Genomic DNA, 22,461 nt, shown 5'->3' with positions numbered 1-22,461 from the left:
CCACCGGCCCGGCGTGGCCGCAGTCCGGCGGCCGAGGGGCCTGCCCCCGCCATGGCGGCCAAGGGCACCCGCCCGCCGCCAAGGCCTCCCCGGTGGCCGGATCTGCTCCATCCGGCGGGCAGGCGGGCGCCCCGTGCGGGGGCTGCGCGTGCCGTGGCCGGCGACCGCACCGCCGCCTCCCTACCTTCGTACCGTGAGCCTCCCCCGCGTCTCCGCCCTCGCCCTCGCGCCCCTGGTCGTCGCCGCCCTGATCGCCCCGCTGCCGCCGGTCGCCGTGGCCACCGGGCCCGGCCCCGTGCCGGCGTCCGGCCAGGGCCGCCCGTCCGACTCCCCCGGCCCCGGCGGCCGTCCCCCCGCCTGCGGGAACGCCTCCGACCCCGCCTGGGCGCCCTCCTCCACCCGCTTCGGGGAGGCCGACGGCTACGACCCGTACGTCGGCAACGGCTATCTCGGCCATCGGGTCCCGGCCACCGGCGCCGGATACGCCGCCACCGGGGAGAAGACCGGCTGGCCGCTTAACACCCCGCGCTACGACGGCGCGTTCGTCTCCGGGCTGTACGCGGCGGACCCGGCCGTCGCCGAGGGGCGGGAGGCGATCGCCGCGCTGCCCAGCTGGACCGGCATCGACGTGGGCGTCGGCAAGGAGACCCTCGGCCCGGACACCCCGGCGGGCCGGATCTCGCACTACCGGCAGACCGTCTTCCTCTCCTGCGGCCTCGTGCGCACCTCTCTGCGGTGGACGACCGCGGACGGCCGTGCGACCGACCTCACCTACGAGGTCCTGGCCGACCGCTCCGACGTCCACACCGGCGCCGTACGGCTGCGGATGACCCCGCGCTGGAGCGGCGCCGCGACCGTCACCGGCCGGCTCGACGAGCGGGGCGCGCGCCGCATCACGCTCCGCGAGAACGGCACGTTCCGCACGCTCGGCACGAAGGTCGAGGGGGCGGTCGCGCAGGCGATGCGGCGCGGCTCGGGCGTGGTCGAGACCCTGCGCCCGGGTGCTTCCCCCCGCGCGACCCCGGTCCGCGCGGACCGGACGTACACGTTCGAGAAGTACGTCGGTGTCGACACCGCCCTCACCTCCGACGCCCCGGCCGAGGACGCCCGCGAGGCGGCGCACCGGGCGGCGCGGCGCGGCTGGGACCGGGTGTTCGCGGCGAACGAGGCGGCCTGGCGCGAGGCCTGGTCCGCCGACGTCCTGGTCCCCGGCGACCGCGCGTTGCAGGGGTGGCTCCGCTCCGCCCAGTACGCGCTGCTGGCGAACACCCGGCGCGGCTCCTCGGACAGCGTCGCCCCGGCCGGTCTGACCAGCGACAACTACGCGGGCCTGGTGTTCTGGGACGCCGAGACGTGGATGTTCCCGGGGCTGCTCGCCACCCGCCCGGAGCTGGCGCGCTCCGTCGTCGAGTACCGCTACCGCACCCGTGGCGCGGCCCGCGCGAACGCCGTGAAGCTGGGCCACGACGGCCTGTTCTACCCCTGGACGAGCGCGAGCCGGGGCCGGCTGGACTCCGAGTGCCACAGCGTGGACCCGCCGCACTGCCTGACCCAGAATCACCTCCAGGGCGATGTGTCGCTGGCCGTCTGGCAGTACTACCTCGCCACCGGCGACCGCGACTGGCTGGCGGCACGCGGCTGGCCGCTCCTGAAGGGCATCGCCGACTTCTGGCGGTCGCGCGCCACGGCGAACCCGGACGGCAGCTACTCCGTCAACGACGTGGCGGGGCCCGACGAGTACAGCAACGGCGTCGACGACGGGGTGTTCACCAACGCGGTCGCCGCCACCGCCCTGCGCAACGCGACCCGCTCGGCCCGCATGCTCGGCCGGACGCCGCCCGCCGAATGGAACCGGGTCGCGGACCGTCTCCGCATCCCGTACGACGCGGAGAAGAAGGTCTTCCTCCAGTACGCGGGCTACAACGGCTCCACGATCAAGCAGGCGGACACGGTCCTGCTCACGTACCCCCTGGAGTGGCCGATGGAGCCGGGCGCGGCGGCGGCCACCCTGGACTACTACGCGGCCCGTACCGACCCGGACGGCCCGGCGATGACGGACTCGGTGCACGCGATCGACGCGGCGGCGATCGGGGAGCCGGGCTGCTCGGCGTACACGTACATGCAGCGCTCGGTACGCCCGTTCATGCGGGGCCCGTACGACCTGTTCTCCGAGGCGCGCGGCGACAAGGCGGGCTCACAGGACCCGCTGTCCGGTTTCCCCGCCGACGACTTCCTGACCGGCAAGGGCGGCTTCCTCCAGGTGTTCACGCACGGCCTGACGGGGCTCCGCCTCCGCGAGGACGGCGTGCGGCTGGACCCGACGCTGCCGCCCCAGTTGCACGAGGGCGTCACGCTGAAGGGCCTGCGGTTCCGGGACGCGGCGTACGAGGTCGTGATCGGGCCCCGGACGACCACGGTCCGGCTGACCTCGGGCACCCCGTTCACGGTCCACACGGCACAGGGGCCGCGCCGCCTGGCCTCCACCCTGACCCTGCCCACCCGCCGCCCGGACCTGGTCCCGACGGCCGACGCGGCGCGCTGCCGCCCGGTGACGGCGACCTCCGAGGCCCCGGGCCTGTACGCGGAGGCGGCGGTGGACGGGAGTCAGGCGACGTCCTGGTCCCCCGACGGCGCGGCGGGCTCCCTGACGGTGGACCTGGGCCCGCGCCCGCTGCGGATCACGGCGGCGACCCCGCGCTGGAGCGACGTACCGCCCGCTTCCCACACGCTGGAAACCTCGCTCGACGGCCGCTTCTGGCGTCCCTTCCTGGCGGGTGACACGGCCAGGAAGGTCCGGGTGACGGTCCGCTCGCAGGACCCGGCGAAGCCGGCGGGGGTGGCGGAGCTGCGGGTGGAGGCGGACGGGCGGTAGGGAGCCGCCTCGCCTCTTGCGGGCAGGGAGCCGGGCCGCCTCGCCTCTTGCAGACAGACGGCGGCAGGGTGCCGCCTCAGCTCTTCGGGCAGGGCGGCACCTTGCCGCTGCGCCGGTCACGGGCGTACTCGGCGCCGGTCTGCTCGTACCAGGTGTGCGGCAGACGGGAGTCCGGGACCACGCAGTCGAGCGTGGGGAAGTAGACCTTCCGGTAACTCGACGCGTCGGGCAGGCGCGCGGTCAGCTCGAAGGGCTTGCCCCCGGGGCCGCTGATCGTCGTCTCGGCCGTGCTGCCGCCGACTTCGTAGTGCACGCGGTACCGCCAGCGGCAGTAGCCCGTCGAGGCCGTCGCGTGCACGATGAACGCCTCGGTCTCGTTCTGGTTCAACGTGATGTGCTTGGCCTGGGGGCCGGTGAAGAACGGCTTGGCGTCCTCGGCGTCCTTGCCGAGGGTCGTCAGGCGCGGGCGCGGGGCGTCCACCTCCAGCTCCAGCGGGATGACGTCCATGACCCCCTGGGAGGGGAAGTGCGCCAGGCTGCCGCCGAGCGGCTTCTCGCACCTTCCTCCCTCCAGTACGGGCACGATGTCGGTGATCCGGACCTGCTGGGAAGCCCTGCCCTGCACCGTGATCATCCAGTCCGCGGTCTCGGCGTCGACGACCTTCCGGCCCTCCCGCCAGGGGCCGCCCGACGAGATCTCTTCGAGGATCCTCCCGTCCCCGCCGGGCCCGGCCCCGCCCGCGTCGCGCACCACGTAGTACCCGATGTCCTTGACGTCCCTGACCTCGACCACGTCGATGGCGTTCTGCGGTGAGAGCCGGTCCGGCACCCGGTCCAGCGGCAGGATGGTCTTCACCGTCGCGGTCAGGACGTCCTGGAACGTCACGGTCACCACGGCCAGCAGGATGCCCAGCAGCCAGGTGGTCGGGCTCTTCACGAACCGCAGGCGGCCCGTCGTCCCCGCGTCCTCCTCCTCGGGGCGCGGCGGACGCGCCCCGCTCCCCCGGCGTACGCTCGCCCGGGTGAGCGCGCCCGTCCTGCGGGTCCCCCGTCGGTTAGTCGCCATGGGCCGACCGCTCCTCACGCTCCGGGACCGGCTGGTCCTCGTCATCATCGGCGCGTGGGGCCACGGGGACCGCCGTGCTCCGCGTCACCAGCAGAACCGCGCCCAGGAGCGCGAGCCCCGTGGCCCACCCCCAGGCCGCCCCGAACCGGACGGCGTCGCCGAGGGCCACCCCCAGGTGTTCGGCCGCCGGACCGCTCTCGCCGCGCGGGGCGAACCACCGCATCAGCCGGCCGTCCACGACCGCGGCGACGACGGCCGCGAGGACCGTGGCGTACCAGCCCTTCATGGCCAGGTCGGCGAGGGTCGCCGGGCGCCACCGCCGTACCTCCGCCGCACGCCGCGCCAGGGCGCGGAGCGCCACGGCCAGCACCAGGAGGAAGACGGCGCAGACCACCAGGGTCGCGATCCAGCCGCCGGGCCCCTCGGTCCTCAGCGGACGCAGGCGCAGCGCCGGGTAGAGGACACCGCTCCACTCCTCGACCGTGGCGGGCGGCCGGTAGTTCTCCCACAGATCCGGATCGAAGGTGACCGAGGCGTCCGGAGACCCCGGGGCGCCCTGCGACAGATGGTTCACCCGGATGTGGCGAAGGACCGGTCCGCCGGCCACGGCCAGCAGCACGGCCGGGATGAGCCCGGCGCTGAGGAGGTGGCGCCGGGGCCGGGCGGAGACCGGCGACGGAACGGACTTCTCATGACCGTCGCGGCCGTCCTCCGCGGTCCTGAGGTACATCCGCAGGGGCTGCCACTCCCGGTACCGCCACACCAGGAGCCAGAGGAGGACCGGCAGCCACAGCGTGAGCAGCGCGAACTGGGCTGCCGCGCCCGGCACTTCGCCCATCTGCGCCCGCACCAACCAGGCGCCGTAGGTGGGCACGGCGGTGACGGCGTCCGGGTCCAGGGCGGGCCCGGCCAGCATCGCCACCCCCGCGGCGAGCAGCGATGCTCCGCCCAGGGCGACGACGGTCCTGAGCCTCGGCCTGATGCCGGCGCTCGCGCGGAGTACGCCGTAGCTGAGCAGCCCGCTCAGCAGCAGGAAGACGACCTGCGGCAGCCATCCCTGCACATGGGACAGGTCGCGCACCGCGAAGCCTTCGAGGGAGAGGCCCAGGAGTTGGACCTCGCCCACGGTCGCCTCGGGCTCCACGAGGCCGGAGACCTGCCGCTTCAGCGGGTCGAGGAAGAACAGGACGGTCGCCTGGCTCCACGCCCCGTAGGCGGCCAGCAGCACGGCCGGGCGGCGATTCACCGTCGTATTCCCCCGAGTCGCCTGTGCCGTGAGTGAGTTGCGCGGCAAGTCTGCCGTACGGGCGCAGCCGTACCAAGGCGTTTACGTTTTACGTCCGGGAAGCCTCAGCGCCGATGGCCTACCGCCGCCCCGGCAGCCTGGTCTCGCCCGCGGCCTCCGCCTCCGCCTTCGCGTCGCTCACCGCGGCGGCGGCCTGCTTCGCGGCCTCGTCGGCGGCGGCGACGGCGTCCAGCGCGAGGGTGGAGTTCGGCTCGATCTCCGGCGCCCCGACGCTGTCCTTGTCGCTGTCGGCGATATCGGCGGCCGCGTCCTCGCGCTCGGCGGACGCCGGAAGACCCGCCCCGCCCGACTGGTCGCCGAACGCGGTGGTGACGGTGCGGATCGCCTCGGTCAGCTCGCCCGGGATCACCCAGAAGGTGTTGTTGTCGCTCTGCGCCAGATGCGGGAGCGTCTCCAGGTACTTGTACGCCAGGACCTTCGCGTCGGCGTTGTTGCGGTGGACGGCCTGGAAGACGAGCTCCACGGCCTTCGACTCACCGTCGGCCCGCAGGATCATGGCCTGCTGCGTGCCCTGGGCCTCCAGGATGTCCTTCTGCTTCGTACCCTCGGCGGTGAGGATCTTGGCCTGCCGCTCACCTTCGGCGTGCAGGATGGCCGCGCGCTTGTCACGCTCGGCCCGCATCTGCTTCTCCATCGCCTCTTTGATGGTGTTCGGCGGATCGATGGCCTTGATCTCGACCCGGTTGACCCGGATGCCCCACTTCCCGGTCGCGTCGTCGAGGACGGCACGGAGCCGGGCGTTGATCTCCTCACGCGAGGTGAGCGTCCCCTCCAGGTCCATGGAACCGATGACGTTCCGCAGGGTGGTCACGGTGAGCTGGTCGATGGCCTGCAGATAGTCGGCGACCTCGTAGGCCGCGGCCCGCGGGTCGGTGATCTGGTAGTAGAGCACGGTGTCGATGTTGACCACGAGGTTGTCCTCGGTGATCACCGGTTTGGGGTCGGACGAATACACCTGCTCACGCACGTCGAGCTTGGTGTTGACGCGGTCCGCCACCGGCAGGACGAAGTTCAGGCCGGGCTGGAGGGTCCGGCGGTACCGGCCGAACCGCTCGATGTTGTAGCGGCGCGCCTGCGGAACGATCCGCACGGTGGCCGCCACGAGGAACACCGCGACGAGCGCCGCCACGAGAATCGGTATGACCACCGGATCCATGCTGCTTCCTCCAACGCTGCTCGCTACGGGCGCGGCGCCGGGGGTTCAGCGCTACGTGTTCGGCCGGTCACGGAAGGAGCTCGCGGGGATAGACGACGGCTGTCGCGCCCTCGATCTCCATGACGTCCACCAGCGCTCCCACCGGGATCACATGGCTCTCGTCGAGGGCGCGGGCGGTCCACTCCTCTCCGGCGAGCTTGATCAGGCCATGGGTCGCGGTGACCTCCTGCACGACCTCCGCGCGCTTGCCGATCAGCGCGTCGCTGCCGTCACGGGTCAGAGGCCCCTGGGTGAGCTGCCGCATCGCGACGGGGCGGACGAGGGCGAGACCCGCCACGGCCGCCAGTCCGAGCGCCACGAGCTGACCGAGCAGGCCGACGCCCACCCCGGCCACGACGGCAGCGACCACTGCCGCGCCGGCCAGTAGCCCGAAGACCAGCGTCAGGGTGAAGAACTCCGCAGCGCCGAGCGCCGCGGCGGCGAGCAACCATGCGAACCACGGCATCGAATCAGCCTCCCCAAGGGGACCTACTCAGGTAGTACCCCTTCGGACCCCGGCCGGAACCGCCCGGCCTGCCCGATCTACGAGTTCCGGTGTGTCCCGGCACGTGGGTCCGGGCCCCGTTCACGAATCCCGTTCTCACGTGCCGGCTTCCCTATGCGGGGCCACTCGGAAACGGAAGCTCGTACGGCAGGTGATCGTCGTCCGGTACACGCGGTACGTAGTCGAACGAGCCGTTCCAGCCGTAGCCGATCGGCGCCGCCGAGGACTCCTCCGCCGCACCGGCCGCGCGAAGAGGAATCCGGTGGCGTACGGCTGGAACTGTCCCTCCGTCCGGCGGCAGCCCAACGTCAGTACCAGGCGACTGACTGTCGCGGGCCCGCGTCCAGGAAGTCCTCCAACGCCTGGACGCTCGCCGCGGTAGCGGCAGCTCGCATTCCGGCTCTGCGGCGACGAGGCCGACCTGGCGCAACCCGCGGCCTCGACGTAGTCGAGCGCATTCAGATCCCCACTAGCCGCACCCGGCCACCGCAGAGCTTGGCCATGTCGTCGATGTCGGAAGTCAGCATGACCACGGGGCGGCGCTGTCGCAGCGCGGCCTCGGCGACGGCCGCATCGATCGCGTACTGGTGTCCGTGCAACCCCACATTCATCAGCAACTCCGAGGCGGACCTCGCCTCCTCGTCACCGATCGGGACGACCCGCAGCCCGGAAAGCACCCAGTTCAGGCGGGACTTGTTCGGACGGGCATGGACGGCCTCGATGATGGTGAGCGAACTGACCACGACCTCCATACCGCGCGAGCGCGCCTCAGCGATCAGAGCCACCACCTGCTCGTCGTCGGCAAGCAGCCTCGACAGTCCCTCGCTGTCAAGGACCAGCGTCCCCTCGTGACTCAGCCTGCGGCGGGCCACTCGGCCTCCTCGGCGAAGACCTCGTCGAAGACCTGCCGCGCCCGCTGACGAGCCGGCTCGGAAACCGGCCCTTTGCGGCTCTCGTAGTCCGCCAGGTACTCGTCCAGGACCTGCCCGCGCAGCTCACGCTCGACCGCCTCGGCGATGAACGCTGAGAACTCCCGCTTGCCCACCCGAGCCCGAATCGCCTCCGCGGTCCCCTCAGGAAGTGACAGGCTCACCCGCGTCGCCGGCCCTTCCCCGATGCTGTTCGTCGTCTCAACCATACCCAGATTGTGTCAAACGAGTAGGAAAGGCGCCACGTCCGCGCTACCTCCACACGCGCCCAGCGTCCGGCCCGCGCAAGTCCCAGCACGGAAAACCAAGGGCCCGACTCAAAGAGCCGGACCCTCTCTGACCTGCATGTCCGAAAGATCAGCGACGTGCTGCGGTGCCACCCGCTAGACGTTGAAGCGGAACTCCACCACGTCCCCGTCCTGCATGACGTAGTCCTTGCCCTCCATGCGGGCCTTGCCCTTGGCGCGGGCCTCGGCGACCGAACCCGTCTCCACCAGGTCGGCGAAGGAGACGATCTCCGCCTTGATGAAGCCCTTCTGGAAGTCGGTGTGGATGACACCGGCCGCCTCCGGGGCCGTGGCGCCCTTCTTGATGGTCCAGGCGCGGGCCTCCTTCGGGCCTGCCGTGAGGTAGGTCTGGAGGCCGAGGGTCTCGAAGCCGACGCGGCCGAGGGTGGCGAGGCCGGGCTCTTCCTGGCCCATGGACTGGAGCAGTTCGAGGGCCTCGTCGTCGTCGAGCTCGATCAGCTCGGACTCGATCTTGGCGTTGAGGAAGATCGCCTCGGCGGGGGCGACCAGGGCGCGCTGCTCGTTCTTGAAGTCCTCGTCGACCAGCTCGTCCTCGTCGACGTTGAAGACGTACAGGAACGGCTTGACGGTGAGGAGGTGCAGCTCGTGGAGGAGCCTGCCCTTCTCCGTGGCCGCCGTGATGCCCGCCGCGAACAGGGTCTGGCCGGACTCCAGGATCTTCTGCGCCTCCTCGACCGCGGCGAGGACCGCGACCTTCTCCTTCTGGAGGCGGGACTCCTTCGTCAGGCGCGGGACGGCCTTCTCGACGGACTGGAGGTCGGCGAGGATCAGCTCGGTGTTGATCGTCTCGATGTCGTCCTTCGGCGAGACCTTGCCGTCGACGTGCACGACGTTCTCGTCCTTGAAGGCCCGGATGACCTGGCAGATCGCGTCGGACTCGCGGATGTTCGCCAGGAACTTGTTCCCCAGGCCCTCACCCTCCGACGCGCCCCGGACGATGCCGGCGATGTCGACGAAGTCCACCGTCGCCGGGAGGAGCCGCTGCGAGCTGAAGATCTCCGCGAGCTTGTTCAGGCGCGGGTCCGGGACGCCGACCACGCCGACGTTCGGCTCGATCGTGGCGAACGGGTAGTTGGCCGCCAGCACGTCGTTCTTGGTCAGGGCGTTGAACAGGGTCGACTTGCCGACATTCGGCAGACCGACGATTCCGATCGTGAGCGACACGTTGGCGACTTCCTGGAGTGAGGCGGGGAGGGGCAGGGGGCAGGAGTCCCGGGGCCGACTCGGCCGTTGGTGGCCGGGACCCCGCAGTGGACCGATTCTCCAGTCTACGGGCCTGCCCCACGGGCCCGAACAGTGACGGCTTTCGGCCGTGTGGCATCGAACGCAACCCCAAGGTCGGCCAAAGCGCGTGTCCAACGCCTGATTCCCCGCCCCCCGCGACCTACGTTGTGGAGGTGGAGCAGCACAAAACACGTCCCCCGCAGCGCCGGCAGCCCCCGCAGGCCGCGCCCGCCCCGCCCGCGCCGGGTGGTGCCCCGCCCGCGCCGGGTGGTTCCGCCGTGTACCGGGTACGGGTGCGGAGCGTGCCGCCCGTCGTCCTCGCGTTGCGGCGGTTCCCCAATCCCCGGCTCACCGGGATCGGAGCCGGGCTGTTCGCCTCGCTCACCATGTTCGTGCTCGCCTGTGTCGACCGACTGCTGTTCGACAGCTCGGAGCTCGTCTACGGGCTGCTCTTCCTGCCCGTCAGCGCGCTCACCGCTCTCTGGGTCCGGCCCGCCGACCTCGTCACCGCGCCGATCAGCGTGCCGATCGCCTTCGCCGTCGGGGTCTTCCCGATCTCCGGGGGGTCCGAGGGCTTCGGCGGGCAGGTCATGGGCCTGGTCACCGCCCTCGCCGTGCACGCCGGCTGGCTGTACGGCGGAACGCTCGTCGCGGGCGTCATCGCCACCGTACGCAAGGTGCGCCTGATGCGGGCCCGGCGGCGGTACGTCCTGGCCCAGGGGCGCGGCCCCGCCGGTGAGCGCACGCCCCGGGCCGCAGCCGCCGCCTCCCCGCCGGGCGCGAAGCCCGTAAGGGCGGGGGCGGGCTCGGCGGGCACAGCCGGGGCTGCGGCCCGGCGGCCGCAGAGGCCCTGAGGTCAGACGGCCCCGCTCCCCGGGCCTGCCTGCCCTGGCCTGCCGTTTCCGCCATCACGTCCCCGCGGCCGCAGAGGCCCCGGGGCCCCGCTCCTGGGCCCGGTCTGCCCTAGCCTGCTGCTTCCGCCATCGCGGTCCGCCGCCCTCAGCGGCCCTGAGGTCCGGCGGCCCCGCTCCTGGGCCCGGCCCGCTCGGCCCGGACGCCCCGCTTCCGACCCGGTCCGCCCGGCCCGCTCAGGCCTGGCCCTGCGCCGAACCCGCCGCCGCCATCGCCGCCCCCACGATGCCCGCGTTGTTCTGCAGCTGCGCCGGGACCAGCTCGGCCCGGACCTTCTCGATCAGGGGCAGGAACTTCTCCGCCTTGCGGCTCACGCCGCCGCCGATGATGAACAGCTCCGGCGAGAACAGCATCTCCACGTGCAGCAGATACTTCTGGACCCGGTGCGCCCAGTGCTGCCAGCTCAGGTCCTCGTCCTCCTTGGCCTTCGTGGAGGCGTGCTTCTCCGCGTCGTGGCCGTGCAGTTCCAGGTGGCCCAGCTCGGTGTTGGGGACGAGCTTGCCGTCGGTGAAGACCGCGCTGCCGATGCCCGTACCGAACGTCAGCAGGATGACCGTGCCCGTACGGCCCTTGCCCGCGCCGAAGGTCATCTCCGCGACCCCGGCCGCGTCCGCGTCGTTCAGGATGGTGACGGGCTGACCGATCCGCTCGGCCAGCAGGGTGCGCGCGTCCGTGTCGATCCAGCCCTTGTCGACATTGGCCGCGGTGCGGGTGATGCCGTCCGTGACGACCCCCGGGAACGTGATGCCGACCGGGCCCGACCAGTCGAAATGGCCGACCACCTCCGCCACGCCGTCGGCCACGCCCTTGGGCGTGGCCGGGTGCGGTGTCAGCACTTTGTGGCGCTCCCGCGCCAGGTCTCCGCGGTCCAGGTCCACGGGAGCGCCCTTGATCCCGGATCCGCCGATGTCCACGCCGAAGATCTCCATGGCACCCACGGTACGGGCAGGCCGGGCCCCTTGCGCGGCTACTCGGCGGAAAGGGCGGCGGCCTCGGCGCGCAGGTCGCGGCGGAGCTCCTTGGGCAGGGAGAAGGTGATCGACTCGTCGGCCGTCTTCACCGTCTCCACGTCCTCGTAACCGCGCTCGGCGAGCCACTCGATGACCCCGTCGACCAGGACGTCGGGCACCGAGGCGCCGGAGGTGAGGCCGACCGTGGTCACGCCCTCCAGCCACGCCTCGTCGATCTCGCTCGCGAAGTCGACCAGGTACGCGGCGTCGGCTCCGGCGTCGAGGGCGACCTCGACCATCCGGATGGAGTTCGAGGAGTTCTTGGAGCCGACCACGATGACCAGCTCGGCGTCCTCGGCCAGCTTCTTCACCGCGATCTGACGGTTCTGCGTGGCGTAGCAGATGTCGTCGCTGGGCGGCGAGAGCAGGTTCGGGAACTTCGACTTGAGGGCGCCGACCGTCTCCATCGTCTCGTCGACGGAGAGCGTGGTCTGGGAGAGCCAGACGACCTTCGACTCGTCGCGGACCTCGATGTTCGCCACGTCCTCGGGGCCGTCGACCAGCTGGATGTGGTCGGGGGCCTCGCCGGAGGTGCCGATGACCTCCTCGTGGCCCTCGTGGCCGATCAGGAGGATGTCGTAGTCCTCCTTGGCGTACCGGACGGCTTCCTTGTGGACCTTGGTGACGAGCGGGCAGGTCGCGTCGATGGTGGCGAGCTTGCGCTCGGCGGCCTCCGCGTGGACGGTGGGCGCGACTCCGTGCGCGGAGAACATCACGATGGAGCCCTCGGGCACCTCCGCGGTGACGTCCACGAAGATCGCACCCTTCTTCTCCAGGGTCTGCACGACGTACTTGTTGTGCACGATCTCGTGGCGGACGTAGATCGGGGCCCCGTACTGCTCCAGGGCCTTCTCGACGGCGATCACGGCACGGTCCACGCCCGCGCAGTAGCCACGGGGAGCGGCGAGCAGGACACGGCGGGCAGGCGTTGCAGTCATGCGTCCCATCGTAAGGCCGTGGCGAACAGGCGCGAGGACGGCCCGATCGCCACACTGGTCGCGGTGCGTGTGTCAGGAATCGCGGATGGTGATGGAGGGTGGTGACCCGGTGTCGGAGAGCGGTCTCGGCAGCGGTACGAACAGCAGTGCGGGCAGCAGTGCGGAGCCGGGCAGGCTGCGGCGGACTCTGGGGTTCCGGGACCTCGTCGTCTACGGGCTCCTCTTCATCGCCCCGATGGCCCCCGTCGGCGTGTTCGGCACCCTGGACGCGAAATCCGACGGCGCGGTCGCCCTCGTCTACATCGTGGCCACCGTGGTCATGGGCTTCACCGCCTTCAGCTACGCCCAGATGGTGCGGGTCGCCCCCTTCGCCGGTTCGGTCTTCACGTATGCCCGCAAGGGGCTCGGGGAAGGGCCGGGCTTCATCGCCGGGTGGATGGCGATGCTCGACTACCTGCTGATCCCCGCCGTCGCCTACCTCTTCTCCGGGATCGCGATGAACGCCCTGGTGCCGGAGGTCTCGCGGTGGGTGTGGACCGCGATCGCGGTGCTCGTGACCACCCTGCTCAACCTGTGGGGCGTACGGGCCGCCGCCCGCGTCGGCTTCGCGGTGCTGGCGATGGAGATCGTGGTGCTGCTGGTCTTCGTGGTCGCGGCGGTGGTCGTCCTCGTACGGGACGGGGCCCAGCGCGGCTGGCTGACGCCGCTGACCGGGGACACCGCGTTCTCCATGGCGGCGGTGCTGGGAGCCGTGTCGATCGCCGTGCTGTCGTATCTGGGCTTCGACGCCATCGCCTCGTTCGCCGAGGAGGTGACGGGCGGCTCGCAGAAGGTGGCGCGGGCGGTGCTGTTCTGTCTGGTGCTCGCCGGTGTCCTGTTCGTGGCGCAGACGTATCTGGCGGCGCTGCTGGAGCCGGTGAGCTCGGCCGAGCTGGCGGCGGACCCGGCGGCGCAGGGGTCGGCGTTCTACGACGCGGTGGACGCCTCGGTGGGGACCTGGCTGCACGATCTGGTGGCGGTCAGCAAGGCGATCGGGGCGGCGTTCGCCGCGCTGGCGGGGCAGGCCGCCGCCGGTCGGCTCGTCTTCGCGATGGCCCGCGAGCGGCGGCTGCCGAGCCTCCTGGCGAAGGTCGATCCGACGTCGGGCGTGCCGCGCCTCGCGATCCTCGGCGCGGGCATCGTGACGCTGGTGGCCGCCGTGTGGGCGGCCCGGCGCGACGACGGGCTGGACCATCTGGTCTCGGTGGTGGACATCGGCGCGCTGACGGCGTTCGTCCTGCTCCACGCGTCGGTGGTCGGCTGGTTCGTCATCCGCCGGATGGCGGGGCCGCCGGTGTGGTGGCGGCATGTCCTCGTGCCCGTGGTCGGCGCGGGGGTGCTCATCGCGGTCATCGTGGAGGCGACGACCTCCGCCCAGGTGGTGGGCCTCTGCTGGCTGGGGGTGGGGCTCGTGGTGCTGGCGGTGCAGGGCACGGGGCGGCAGAGCGGGCCCGGCGGGCCGGGGAAGCCTGGTGGGCCCGGGAAGCCCGGCGGGCCCGGCGCTGCCGAGCGCTGAGGCCGGGTCTGCTGAGCGGCGAGGCCCGGCACCGATGCGCGCTGAGGCCCGGTGCTGCTGGGCGCTGAGGCCCGGCTCCGCCGGCGCTGAAGCCCGGTCGCGTGACGCCGTGAGGCCCGCGTGAGCGGCTCGGGCAGGAACGGGTGAGCCACGCGGCCCGCCCGGGTGAGCGACGCGCCGTCCGGGCCGGGTCCCCCTCGCGCGGGGCCCGGGTCCTGTCGGTGGGTGCCGATACGCTCGCCCGTATGGCTCTCAACACGTCCGCGGAAGCGCCGCTGCCCGTCGGCGAGGTGTCCCGGCTCATCGGGGGGTGGATCGACCGGCTCGGCGCCATCTGGGTGGAGGGGCAGATCACCCAGCTGTCGCGGCGGCCGGGGGCCGGGGTCGTCTTCCTGACGCTGCGCGATCCGTCGCACGACATCTCGGTGAGCGTCACCTGTTTCCGGCAGGTCTTCGACCGGATCGCCGATGTGGTGACGGAGGGCGCGCGCGTCGTCGTCCTCGCCAAGCCCGAGTGGTACGCGCCCCGGGGGCAGCTGTCGCTGCGGGCCACCGACATACGGCCGGTCGGCATCGGTGAGTTGCTCGTGCGGCTGGAGCAGCTCAAGAAGTCGCTCGCCGGCGAGGGGCTCTTCGCACTCGACCGGAAGAAGCCGCTCCCCTTCCTCCCCCAGCTCATCGGGCTCGTCTGCGGGCGGGCCTCCGCCGCCGAGCGGGACGTCCTGGAGAACGCCCGCCGCCGCTGGCCCGCCGTGCGCTTCGAGGTCCGCAACACCGCCGTGCAGGGGGTGAACGCGGTCGCCCAGGTGGTGCAGGCGGTCGAGGAGCTGGACGCGCTGGACGAGGTCGACGTGATCGTGGTGGCCCGGGGCGGCGGCAGCGTCGAGGATCTGCTGCCCTTCTCCGACGAGCAGTTGATCCGGGCCGTGGCCGCCTGCCGTACGCCGGTGGTCTCCGCGATCGGCCATGAGCCGGACTCCCCGCTGCTGGACCTGGTCGCCGATCTGCGCGCCTCCACGCCCACGGACGCGGCCAAGAAGGTCGTGCCCGATGTGGGCGAGGAGCTGGAGCGCGTCCAGCAGTTGCGGGACCGGGCGCTGCGTACCGTACGGGGGCTGCTGGACCGGGAGGAGCGGGGGCTCGCGCACGCGCTGGGCCGCCCCGCGATGGAGCGGCCCCAGCGGCTGGTGGACGAGCGCGAGGCCGAGGTGGACGCGCTCCTCGGGCGCAGCCGCCGGGTGCTGGGCCATCTGCTGGACCGCGCCGACTCCGAGCTGTCGCACACGCTCGCCCGGGTCGTCTCGCTGTCGCCGGCCGCGACCCTGGAGCGGGGTTACGCCGTGCTCCAGCGGCCCGACGGCCACGTGGTGCGCTCCCCCGACGAGGCGGGGGCGCCCGGCGAGCCGCTGCGGGCGCGGGTGTCGGAGGGCGAGTTCACGGTGCGGGTGGACCGGGACGGGGACGGATGAGCCGGCCGACCAGAGGCCGGGGCCGGGGCCGTTCCCACGATGACGTAACAGCTCACATCTAGGGTGGATCACATGACGGACGAGGGTACGGCGGCGGCTGCCGCCACGGGCACGCTCGGGTACGAGCAGGCGCGCGACGAGCTGATCGAGGTCGTGCGCCGGCTGGAGGCGGGCGGCACGACGCTGGAGGAGTCGCTGGCCCTGTGGGAGCGCGGCGAGGAGCTGGCGAAGGTCTGCCGGCACTGGCTGGAGGGCGCCCGCGCCCGGCTGGACGCGGCCCTGGCCCGTCCGCAGGACGGCGGCGGCGAGGTCTGAGCCCAGGACCCTCACACCAACTAGCTGCATCATGCAAGGGTGTGTAATGGATCACTCGGCTCCGGTTTTAGTTGAAAGTTAACCTATCTCTGGCGTACCTTCGGACTCTCCCCACCGCGTTCGTTCGGAAGGTTTGCACCAGATGTCTCTCGTTCTCGATCCCGCCGCTCAGGACCTCCTCTTCCGCGAGGCCCGCACCGCCAACACCTTCACCGACGAGCCCGTGACCGACGAGCAGGTCCAGGCGATCTACGACCTGGTGAAGTTCGGCCCGACCGCCTTCAACCAGTCGCCGCTGCGCGTCGTCCTGGTCCGCTCCGCCGAGGGACGCGAGCGCCTGGTGCAGCACATGGCCGAGGGCAACCGTCCGAAGACCGCGACGGCCCCGCTGGTCGCGATCCTGGCCGCCGACAACGAGTTCCACGAGGAGCTTCCGGCGCTGCTCCCGCACTTCCCCCAGGCCAAGGACATGTTCTTCGCGGAGCGCCCGGCCCGTGAGTCGGCCGCCGGCCTCAACGCCGCGCTCCAGGCCGCCTACTTCATCATCGGCGTCCGCGCCGCCGGTCTGGCCGCAGGCCCGATGACCGGTTACGACCCCGCCGGCATCCAGAAGGAGTTCCTGGACGGCGACCACACCCCGCTGATGGTCGTCAACATCGGCAAGCCGGGCGAGGACGCCTGGTTCCCGCGCAGCCCGCGCCTCTCCTTCGACGAGGTCGTCACGACCGTCTGAGCCTCCGTCGTACGGTCACCGTCACGCGCGAAGGGCCCCGGAACACCATCACCTGGTGTTCCGGGGCCCTTCGCGTACGGGAGCCGGCGCGGGCCGCGCGTCAGGAAGCCGGCGTGGCGGGCGGCGTCGTCTTCAGCGCCTCGACCATCTCGACCAGGCTCTCCTTCGGCGCCGAGCCGGTGACCACCGTGGTGTGGCCCTTGCCGGGCAGCACGAGGGCGTTGTACTTGTCGCCCTCCCAGACCTGCCACTCCTTGCCCGCCACCGTCTCGGTCCGGCCGGTGTCCTTCGCCTTCTGGGTGACCTCGGGGACGTACGTGCGCGCGGCGGAGGTGGACTGCTCGACCGCGACGTACCTGCGGTCGGCGTCGAGGAAGCCCAGGTGCCAGGCCTTGCCCTCGGCCCCGTCGTAGCGGACGGAGGTGGCCTTCCACTTCTCCGGCAGGCCCTCCGGCGCGGCCACCGGATAGGGGGCGTCGGTCCGTACCGTCGCCAGCTCCACGGTGAAGTCGACCGCCTTGACCGGGTCGGCGTGCTCGTCCTTCGGGATGAAGAGGTATATGACCCCCGCGCAGGCGGCGATCACCAAAGTCGACAGGAACATGTCTCGGACTGTCTGCTTGCCTCGCTTGCTTGCCACGGGTCCATGGTGGCACGCGGCCTGACACGCCCGGCCGTAGGGTGCCGGTCGGGGGGCGGCGGCGCCGGGGTGCTCATGCGTGACCCGCACTGCTCATTTTATCGACCTACCGATAGAGTCGCAGCACCCTCATATCCGGTCGTCGCCGTACAGAAAGGTGCGCTCCGATGTCCGAGCATCATCTGCCGTCCCAACTGGAGGTCTCCCCGGAGGCCCCCGACCGCAACCTGGCCCTGGAGTTGGTCCGGGTCACCGAGGCCGCCGCCATGGCGGCCGGGCGCTGGGTGGGCCGCGGCGACAAGATCGGCGCCGACGGCGCCGCAGTGAAGGCCATGCGGACCCTCGTCTCGACCGTCTCGATGAACGGCGTCGTCGTCATCGGCGAGGGCGAGAAGGACGAAGCCCCCATGCTGTTCAACGGCGAGCGGGTCGGCGACGGCACCGGCGCCGAGGTCGACATCGCGGTCGACCCGATCGACGGCACCACGCTCAACGCCAAGGGCATGCCGAACGCCATCGCCGTGCTGGCGGCGGCCGACCGCGGCGCGATGTTCGACCCCTCGGCGGTCTTCTACATGGACAAGCTGGTCACGGGGCCCGAGGCGGCGGACTTCGTCGACATCAACGCGCCCGTGGCGGTGAACATCCGGCGCGTCGCGCGGGCGAAGAACTCCACGCCCGAGGACGTCACGGTCGTCATCCTCGACCGGCCCCGGCACGAGGGCATCGTCAAGGAGATCCGGGAGACCGGCGCGCGGATCAAGTTCATCTCGGACGGCGATGTCGCGGGCTCGATCATGGCGGCCCGCGAGGGCACCGGCGTCGACCTGCTGATGGGCGTCGGCGGAACGCCCGAGGGCATCATCTCGGCGTGCGCCATAAAGTGCCTCGGCGGTGTCATCCAGGGCAAGCTCTGGCCGAAGGACGAGGCGGAGCGGCAGAAGGCGCTGGACGCGGGCCACGACCTGGACCGGGTGCTGTCCACCGACGACCTGGTCAGCGGCGACAACGTGTTCTTCGTGGCGACGGGGATCACCGACGGTGAGCTGATGCGCGGTGTGCGGTACCGCGCGGAGACAGCGACCACCGAGTCGATCGTGATGCGGTCCAAGTCCGGCACGATCCGGTCGATCTCCTCGACCCATCGGCTGTCGAAGCTGCGGGCCTACAGCGCCATCGACTTCGACCGCGCGAAGTAGCCGAGGGCCAGCGAGCGTTGGGGGTTTTCCGGCCCTGATCCGCCGGACCCCCCAAGCGCACGAAGGGGGTGCGGGGAGCCTGTTCGCTCCCCGCACCCCCTTCGCGTACGCCTTCAGCCTGCCGCGGCTATGTGCTCGGCCGTCGTCGCGGCCTTGATCTCGATGTCCCGCCGTCGCCGCCGGGCGAGCGCCACCCGGCGCTCGGCCGCGGTGAGCCCGCCCCACACCCCGTACGGCTCGGGCTGCATCAGCGCGTGCTCCCGGCACTCGATCATGACCGGACAGCCGCCGCACACCCGCTTGGCAGCCTCCTCGCGGGCCAGCCGGGCGGCGGTCGGTTCCTTGGAGGGGGCGAAGAAGAGGCCCGCCTCGTCACGGCGGCAGGCCGCCTCGGAATGCCAGGGGCCCGCATCGTCCTCCCGAGCGGGGGTCCGCTGGGCCGGAACGGCGGCGACCTGCAGAGGCTGATGCGGCGATTGCAGCACGGGCTACTCCTGACGACGGCTACGGCTTCGCGAGCGAGAGTCGATGCAGCACTCCCTACCCGCTGTACGTACGCCTATGCACTGAGTGGCACCGGCGCGCGACTCACCGCAATGCGCCCCTGCGGCATTCTGGCCGATTATCAGAGGTCGTCAGTGGTGCCGTATTCAGTGGCCCAGGTGTTTACGCAGCCGTCGCTGGAGATCCGCGACGAACTTTCCCCGCTTCGGCTTCGCCTCCACACTCCCGAACACGGCATAGCCGTTCACAACGACGACCGGGGCTTCCGGGTCGGCGGATTCGAGCGACTTCACCTCGAAACCGCCGAACACACCGGTGCCGTTGCCGCGCAGGGAGATGTTCTCCGGGACGCGGACCTCGACGCTGCCGAAGATGGACGTCGCATTGATGACGGTGAAGCGTTGGCCGAAAAGCGCTTCGGTCAGATCGATCTCCACGCTGCCGAAGAGCGCGAAGGCGTTCGTCCGGCCGCCGACCCGCCAACGCCCCTTGCGGACGGAGCTGCTGAAGACCGCGACGAGATTGTCCGCGGGGCCTTCCGGGGCCTCGGGGCCGTAGCTGTACGGGCGCGTGCCCGCGCCCTGCGCGGTGGAACCGGAGGCGGCGGGCAGGTCCCGGACGAGCGGCTGGAGCTCGCCGACGGTCTTGGCCCGGTAGACCAGGTCCACCCGCTCGGCGTGCTCGTCCGCCGTCAGACGGCCCTCGGCCATCGCCTCGCGCAGGATGTCCGCGATCCGGTCGCGGTCGGCGTCGGAGGCGCGGATGCCGTCGCCGTTCAGGACTTCGGCGGGCGGTGGGACGGCCGGCGTGAGGGGCTGCTGGGGCTGCTTCTCTAGGTCCACCGGCCCAGCGTACCCAAACGCGATAGATCGCGACTACCCCTCCAACCGGCGCGCCCTCGCCTCCGACCGGCGCGTCCGGCCCGGTCTGCGTCCAGGTGAGCCTTACCTCACAGGATTCGCCCGAAGGCGGCGTTCTACCCTGGTGGACGCGCTGCCCGAGGGAGGTCAGCCGCTGTCGCCGAGTGAGGAATGGCCGTCATGGCAGAGTTTGCGTACTCCGATCTGCTCCCCCTGGGGGAGGACACCACGCCGTACCGTCTGGTGACCGCCGAGGGTGTCTCCACCTTCGAGGCCGACGGCCGGACGTTCCTCAAGGTCGAGCCGGAGGCGCTGCGCACCCTGGCCGCCGAGGCGATGCACGACATCTCGCACTATCTGCGCCCGGCCCACCTGGCGCAGCTGCGGCGGATCGTCGACGACCCGGAGGCGTCCTCCAACGACAAGTTCGTGGCGCTGGACCTCCTGAAGAACGCGAACATCGCCGCCGCGGGCGTCCTGCCGATGTGCCAGGACACGGGCACGGCGATCGTCATGGGCAAGCGCGGGCAGAACGTGCTGACCGAGGGCGGTGACGAGGAGGCCCTGTCGCACGGGATCTACGACGCCTACACCAAGCTCAACCTGCGCTACTCGCAGATGGCCCCGCTGACCATGTGGGACGAGAAGAACACCGGCTCCAACCTGCCGGCCCAGATCGAGCTGTACGCCACCGACGGCGGCGCGTACAAGTTCCTGTTCATGGCGAAGGGCGGCGGCTCGGCCAACAAGTCCTTCCTGTACCAGGAGACGAAGGCCGTCCTGAACGAGGCCTCCATGATGAAGTTCCTGGAGGAGAAGATCCGTTCGCTGGGGACCGCGGCCTGCCCGCCGTACCACCTGGCGATCGTGGTCGGCGGCACGTCGGCGGAGTTCGCGCTGAAGACCGCCAAGTACGCCTCCGCGCACTACCTCGACGAGCTGCCCGCCGAGGGCTCCCCCACCGGGCACGGCTTCCGGGACAAGGAGCTGGAGGAGAAGGTCTTCGAGCTGACGCAGAAGATCGGGATCGGCGCGCAGTTCGGCGGCAAGTACTTCTGCCACGACGTGCGTGTGGTGCGGCTGCCCCGGCACGGCGCCTCGCTGCCCGTCGCGATCGCCGTGTCCTGCTCGGCGGACCGCCAGGCCACCGCGAAGATCACCGCCGAGGGCGTCTTCCTGGAGCAGCTGGAGAAGGACCCGGCGCGCTTCCTCCCCGACACCACCGACGAGCACCTCGACGAGGCCGGCGGGGACGTCGTGGAGATCGACCTCAACCGGCCGATGGACGAGGTGCTGGCCGAGCTGACGAAGTACCCGGTCAAGACCCGGCTCTCGCTGACCGGCCCGCTGGTCGTGGCCCGTGACATCGCGCACGCCAAGATCAAGGAACGCCTTGACGCGGGCGAGGAGATGCCGCAGTACCTGAAGGACCACCCGGTGTACTACGCGGGCCCGGCGAAGACGCCCGAGGGGTACGCCTCCGGTTCCTTCGGTCCGACGACGGCCGGCCGGATGGACAGCTACGTGGAGCAGTTCCAGGCGGCGGGCGGCTCGAAGGTGATGCTCGCGAAGGGCAACCGCAGCAAACAGGTCACCGACGCCTGCGGCTCCCACGGCGGTTTCTACCTCGGCTCGATCGGCGGCCCGGCGGCCCGGCTCGCCCAGGACTGCATCAAGAAGGTCGAGGTCGTCGAGTACGAGGAGCTCGGCATGGAGGCGGTCTGGAAGATCGAGGTCGAGGACTTCCCCGCGTTCATCGTCGTCGACGACAAGGGCAACGACTTCTTCACCGAGCCCGCCCCGGCTCCGACGTTCACCAGCATTCCGGTGCGGGGGCCGGGTCTGGCCTGACCCGTACGCGTACGACAGAGGGGGCCTGCCCGTCCGGGCAGGCCCCCTTCGGCGTCTCTCAGTCGTCCAGCAGGCCCGATGTCGCGACCAGGTAGCCGAGTTGGGCCCGGCTGTTGCTGCCGAGCTGCTCGGAGACCTTGCGCATGTGCTCGGCGACGCTGCGGCGGCTCATGCCGATCCTGCGGGCGATCGCGGCGTCCGTCTCACCGTTGACGACGGCCTGGAGGATCGCGCGCTGGAGGTCGGAGGTGACGACGGGCGTGCGCAGCGGGGCGCGTTCGGGGCGTACGGGGACGGCCCGGGACCACGCCTCGTCGAAGTGGCGGACCAGGAAGCGGACCAGCGCCGGGTGCCGGACGCGCAGCGCGGTGTGCGGTTCGTCGGAGTACGGGATGAAGGCGAGGTCCCGGTCGAAGACGATGAACCGGTCCATGACCTCGGGCAGGGTCCTGATCTCGGCCCCTTCGGCGGTCACCTGCTCGATGTAGGCGAGCGTGGTGCGGTCGGAGCGGACGGTGTGCTGGTAGAGGGTGCGCTGCCGGATACCGCGCCGCAGGTTGCTCAGATCGCGCGGGAGGGACTGCGCCAGGACGTGGGCGGGGCGTCCGCCGCCGGGGTGGGCGGTGCGGACCTCGGTACGGCAGCCGCTGACCCCGGCGTCCAGGGCCTTGCCGATGACGGCCTTGCCGGAGAGCCGGGTGAGGGCGGGGCGTTCGGGCCGGTGGACCTCGGCGTAGAGGCCCTCGAAGGCGGCGAGGGTGGCCCGGGCGGAGCGCAGGGTGCGGCGCTGCTCGACGATCGCCTTCTCGATGGGGGCGAGCGCGGCGAACGAGGCGGTCTCCGGCGGTACGGGGATGAGGTGGCCGGGCGAGTCCTGGTCGGCGACCAGCAGATGCAGGGAGAGCAGACAGGGGGGTGCGGCGGCGGCCGGGAGGCTGCCCTCCGTCAGCGCACGGCGATAGGTCGCGAGCGCCGCCTCGCAGGGTTGTTCCGGTATCGACCGGTCCGAGGGTGATTCACGGCAATCACATACCGGTGAGGGGGAATGATCGTCCTTCACAAGGATGCAG

Annotated in this window: 21 protein-coding genes; 8 read left to right on the top strand and 13 right to left on the bottom strand. The window is 71.5% G+C overall.

What is annotated here, in order from left to right; translation table 11 throughout:
* Positions 1-193: 193 nt before the first annotated feature.
* Entirely contained in the window at positions 194-2,872 is a 2,679-nt protein-coding gene (locus WQO_RS23130; RefSeq protein ID WP_029182592.1) for a glycosyl hydrolase family 65 domain-containing protein, read from the top strand.
* A gap of 76 nt (positions 2,873-2,948) precedes the next feature.
* On the opposite strand, the gene WQO_RS23125 is transcribed toward WQO_RS23130, so the two are convergent.
* From WQO_RS23125 to ychF, 7 genes are all read right to left on the bottom strand, one after another.
* Positions 2,949-3,938, bottom strand: coding sequence for a hypothetical protein (locus WQO_RS23125; protein WP_029182593.1), 990 nt, complete (start codon positions 3,936-3,938; stop codon positions 2,949-2,951).
* Positions 3,928-5,184: a hypothetical protein gene (locus WQO_RS23120; protein WP_010063329.1), complete on the bottom strand. Its 1,257-nt coding sequence runs from the start codon at positions 5,182-5,184 to the stop codon at positions 3,928-3,930. Before WQO_RS23120 ends, WQO_RS23125 begins: the two co-directional genes overlap by 11 nt.
* A 118-nt stretch (positions 5,185-5,302) precedes the next feature.
* Entirely contained in the window at positions 5,303-6,400 is a 1,098-nt protein-coding gene (locus WQO_RS23115) for an SPFH domain-containing protein (protein WP_010063330.1), read from the bottom strand.
* 67 nt (positions 6,401-6,467) lie between these two features.
* Positions 6,468-6,905: an NfeD family protein gene (locus WQO_RS23110; RefSeq protein WP_010063331.1), complete on the bottom strand. Its 438-nt coding sequence runs from the start codon at positions 6,903-6,905 to the stop codon at positions 6,468-6,470.
* A gap of 497 nt (positions 6,906-7,402) precedes the next feature.
* Complete coding sequence (locus WQO_RS23105) at positions 7,403-7,816, bottom strand: hypothetical protein (RefSeq protein ID WP_010063332.1); 414 nt, start codon at positions 7,814-7,816, stop codon at positions 7,403-7,405.
* The gene (locus WQO_RS23100; protein ID WP_029182594.1) at positions 7,798-8,082 is read right to left on the bottom strand and encodes a hypothetical protein; all 285 of its coding nucleotides are present in this window, start codon (positions 8,080-8,082) and stop codon (positions 7,798-7,800) included. The genes WQO_RS23105 and WQO_RS23100 overlap by 19 nt, the downstream gene beginning before the upstream one ends.
* Before the next feature lie 174 nt (positions 8,083-8,256).
* Positions 8,257-9,345, bottom strand: coding sequence for a redox-regulated ATPase YchF (gene ychF / locus WQO_RS23095; protein ID WP_010063336.1), 1,089 nt, complete (start codon positions 9,343-9,345; stop codon positions 8,257-8,259).
* 338 nt (positions 9,346-9,683) lie between these two features.
* Here ychF and WQO_RS23090 point away from each other — a divergent pair, with 338 nt between their 5' ends.
* Entirely contained in the window at positions 9,684-10,259 is a 576-nt protein-coding gene (locus WQO_RS23090; RefSeq protein WP_010063337.1) for a DUF6542 domain-containing protein, read from the top strand.
* Between the two features lie 234 nt (positions 10,260-10,493).
* On the opposite strand, the gene ppgK is transcribed toward WQO_RS23090, so the two are convergent.
* Positions 10,494-11,246 carry a polyphosphate--glucose phosphotransferase gene (gene ppgK / locus WQO_RS23085; protein ID WP_010063338.1) on the bottom strand — a complete coding sequence of 251 codons (753 nt, stop codon included), beginning with the start codon at positions 11,244-11,246 and terminating at the stop codon, positions 10,494-10,496.
* A gap of 38 nt (positions 11,247-11,284) precedes the next feature.
* Positions 11,285-12,274: a 4-hydroxy-3-methylbut-2-enyl diphosphate reductase gene (locus WQO_RS23080; protein ID WP_179887546.1), complete on the bottom strand. Its 990-nt coding sequence runs from the start codon at positions 12,272-12,274 to the stop codon at positions 11,285-11,287.
* Between the two features lie 82 nt (positions 12,275-12,356).
* Here WQO_RS23080 and WQO_RS23075 point away from each other — a divergent pair, with 82 nt between their 5' ends.
* The 4 genes from WQO_RS23075 to WQO_RS23060 all read left to right on the top strand — a co-directional run bounded on the left by WQO_RS23075 (position 12,357) and on the right by WQO_RS23060 (position 16,337).
* Positions 12,357-13,820, top strand: a complete 1,464-nt coding sequence (locus WQO_RS23075; protein WP_050992358.1) for an APC family permease — start codon at positions 12,357-12,359, stop codon at positions 13,818-13,820.
* A gap of 245 nt (positions 13,821-14,065) precedes the next feature.
* Complete coding sequence (gene xseA, locus WQO_RS23070; RefSeq protein WP_010063343.1) at positions 14,066-15,289, top strand: exodeoxyribonuclease VII large subunit; 1,224 nt, start codon at positions 14,066-14,068, stop codon at positions 15,287-15,289.
* Positions 15,290-15,361: 72 nt separating this feature from the next.
* Entirely contained in the window at positions 15,362-15,604 is a 243-nt protein-coding gene (locus tag WQO_RS23065; protein WP_058954075.1) for an exodeoxyribonuclease VII small subunit, read from the top strand.
* Positions 15,605-15,746: 142 nt separating this feature from the next.
* Positions 15,747-16,337: a malonic semialdehyde reductase gene (locus WQO_RS23060; protein WP_010063345.1), complete on the top strand. Its 591-nt coding sequence runs from the start codon at positions 15,747-15,749 to the stop codon at positions 16,335-16,337.
* A 100-nt stretch (positions 16,338-16,437) separates the two neighbouring features.
* Here WQO_RS23060 and WQO_RS23055 read toward each other — a convergent pair whose 3' ends face one another.
* Positions 16,438-16,941, bottom strand: coding sequence for a DUF4245 domain-containing protein (locus WQO_RS23055; protein WP_010063346.1), 504 nt, complete (start codon positions 16,939-16,941; stop codon positions 16,438-16,440).
* 203 nt (positions 16,942-17,144) lie between these two features.
* Between WQO_RS23055 and glpX the strand changes: the two genes are divergently transcribed.
* Positions 17,145-18,176, top strand: a complete 1,032-nt coding sequence (glpX, locus tag WQO_RS23050) for a class II fructose-bisphosphatase (RefSeq protein WP_010063347.1) — start codon at positions 17,145-17,147, stop codon at positions 18,174-18,176.
* 113 nt (positions 18,177-18,289) lie between these two features.
* Here glpX and WQO_RS23045 read toward each other — a convergent pair whose 3' ends face one another.
* Together WQO_RS23045 and WQO_RS23040 are read right to left on the bottom strand one after the other, a co-directional pair.
* Entirely contained in the window at positions 18,290-18,661 is a 372-nt protein-coding gene (locus WQO_RS23045) for a WhiB family transcriptional regulator (protein ID WP_010063348.1), read from the bottom strand.
* A gap of 165 nt (positions 18,662-18,826) precedes the next feature.
* Positions 18,827-19,522, bottom strand: a complete 696-nt coding sequence (locus WQO_RS23040) for a DUF1707 SHOCT-like domain-containing protein (protein WP_010063349.1) — start codon at positions 19,520-19,522, stop codon at positions 18,827-18,829.
* 198 nt (positions 19,523-19,720) lie between these two features.
* On the opposite strand from WQO_RS23040, the gene WQO_RS23035 reads away from it, so the two are divergent.
* Positions 19,721-21,391: a fumarate hydratase gene (locus WQO_RS23035; RefSeq protein WP_006127248.1), complete on the top strand. Its 1,671-nt coding sequence runs from the start codon at positions 19,721-19,723 to the stop codon at positions 21,389-21,391.
* A gap of 58 nt (positions 21,392-21,449) precedes the next feature.
* Here the strand turns inward: WQO_RS23035 and WQO_RS23030 are convergent, their stop codons facing one another.
* Positions 21,450-22,451, bottom strand: coding sequence for a LuxR C-terminal-related transcriptional regulator (locus WQO_RS23030; RefSeq protein WP_010063351.1), 1,002 nt, complete (start codon positions 22,449-22,451; stop codon positions 21,450-21,452).
* Between the last annotated feature and the right edge of the window lie 10 nt (positions 22,452-22,461).

The organism is Streptomyces globisporus C-1027 (assembly GCF_000261345.2).
GTDB classification, from domain to species: Bacteria; Actinomycetota; Actinomycetes; order Streptomycetales; family Streptomycetaceae; genus Streptomyces; species Streptomyces pakalii.
Note: the sequence above shows the minus strand (reverse complement) of the source record. Positions and strands in the feature narration are given on the sequence as shown.

What these genes read in the sequence shown, in the direction of transcription:
- WQO_RS23075 (WP_050992358.1), top strand. Translation starts at nt 12,357, where the DNA reads ATGGAGGGTGGTGACCCGGTGTCGGAGAGCGGTCTCGGCAGCGGTACG.
- WQO_RS23060 (WP_010063345.1), top strand. Translation starts at nt 15,747, where the DNA reads ATGTCTCTCGTTCTCGATCCCGCCGCTCAGGACCTCCTCTTCCGCGAG.
- WQO_RS23115 (WP_010063330.1), bottom strand. Translation starts at nt 6,400, where the DNA reads ATGGATCCGGTGGTCATACCGATTCTCGTGGCGGCGCTCGTCGCGGTG.
- WQO_RS23035 (WP_006127248.1), top strand. Translation starts at nt 19,721, where the DNA reads ATGGCAGAGTTTGCGTACTCCGATCTGCTCCCCCTGGGGGAGGACACC.
- WQO_RS23080 (WP_179887546.1), bottom strand. Translation starts at nt 12,274, where the DNA reads ATGGGACGCATGACTGCAACGCCTGCCCGCCGTGTCCTGCTCGCCGCT.
- WQO_RS23100 (WP_029182594.1), bottom strand. Translation starts at nt 8,082, where the DNA reads ATGGTTGAGACGACGAACAGCATCGGGGAAGGGCCGGCGACGCGGGTG.
- WQO_RS23110 (WP_010063331.1), bottom strand. Translation starts at nt 6,905, where the DNA reads ATGCCGTGGTTCGCATGGTTGCTCGCCGCCGCGGCGCTCGGCGCTGCG.
- WQO_RS23055 (WP_010063346.1), bottom strand. Translation starts at nt 16,941, where the DNA reads ATGTTCCTGTCGACTTTGGTGATCGCCGCCTGCGCGGGGGTCATATAC.
- glpX (WP_010063347.1), top strand. Translation starts at nt 17,145, where the DNA reads ATGTCCGAGCATCATCTGCCGTCCCAACTGGAGGTCTCCCCGGAGGCC.
- WQO_RS23125 (WP_029182593.1), bottom strand. Translation starts at nt 3,938, where the DNA reads ATGGCGACTAACCGACGGGGGACCCGCAGGACGGGCGCGCTCACCCGG.
- xseA (WP_010063343.1), top strand. Translation starts at nt 14,066, where the DNA reads ATGGCTCTCAACACGTCCGCGGAAGCGCCGCTGCCCGTCGGCGAGGTG.
- ppgK (WP_010063338.1), bottom strand. Translation starts at nt 11,246, where the DNA reads ATGGAGATCTTCGGCGTGGACATCGGCGGATCCGGGATCAAGGGCGCT.
- WQO_RS23065 (WP_058954075.1), top strand. Translation starts at nt 15,362, where the DNA reads ATGACGGACGAGGGTACGGCGGCGGCTGCCGCCACGGGCACGCTCGGG.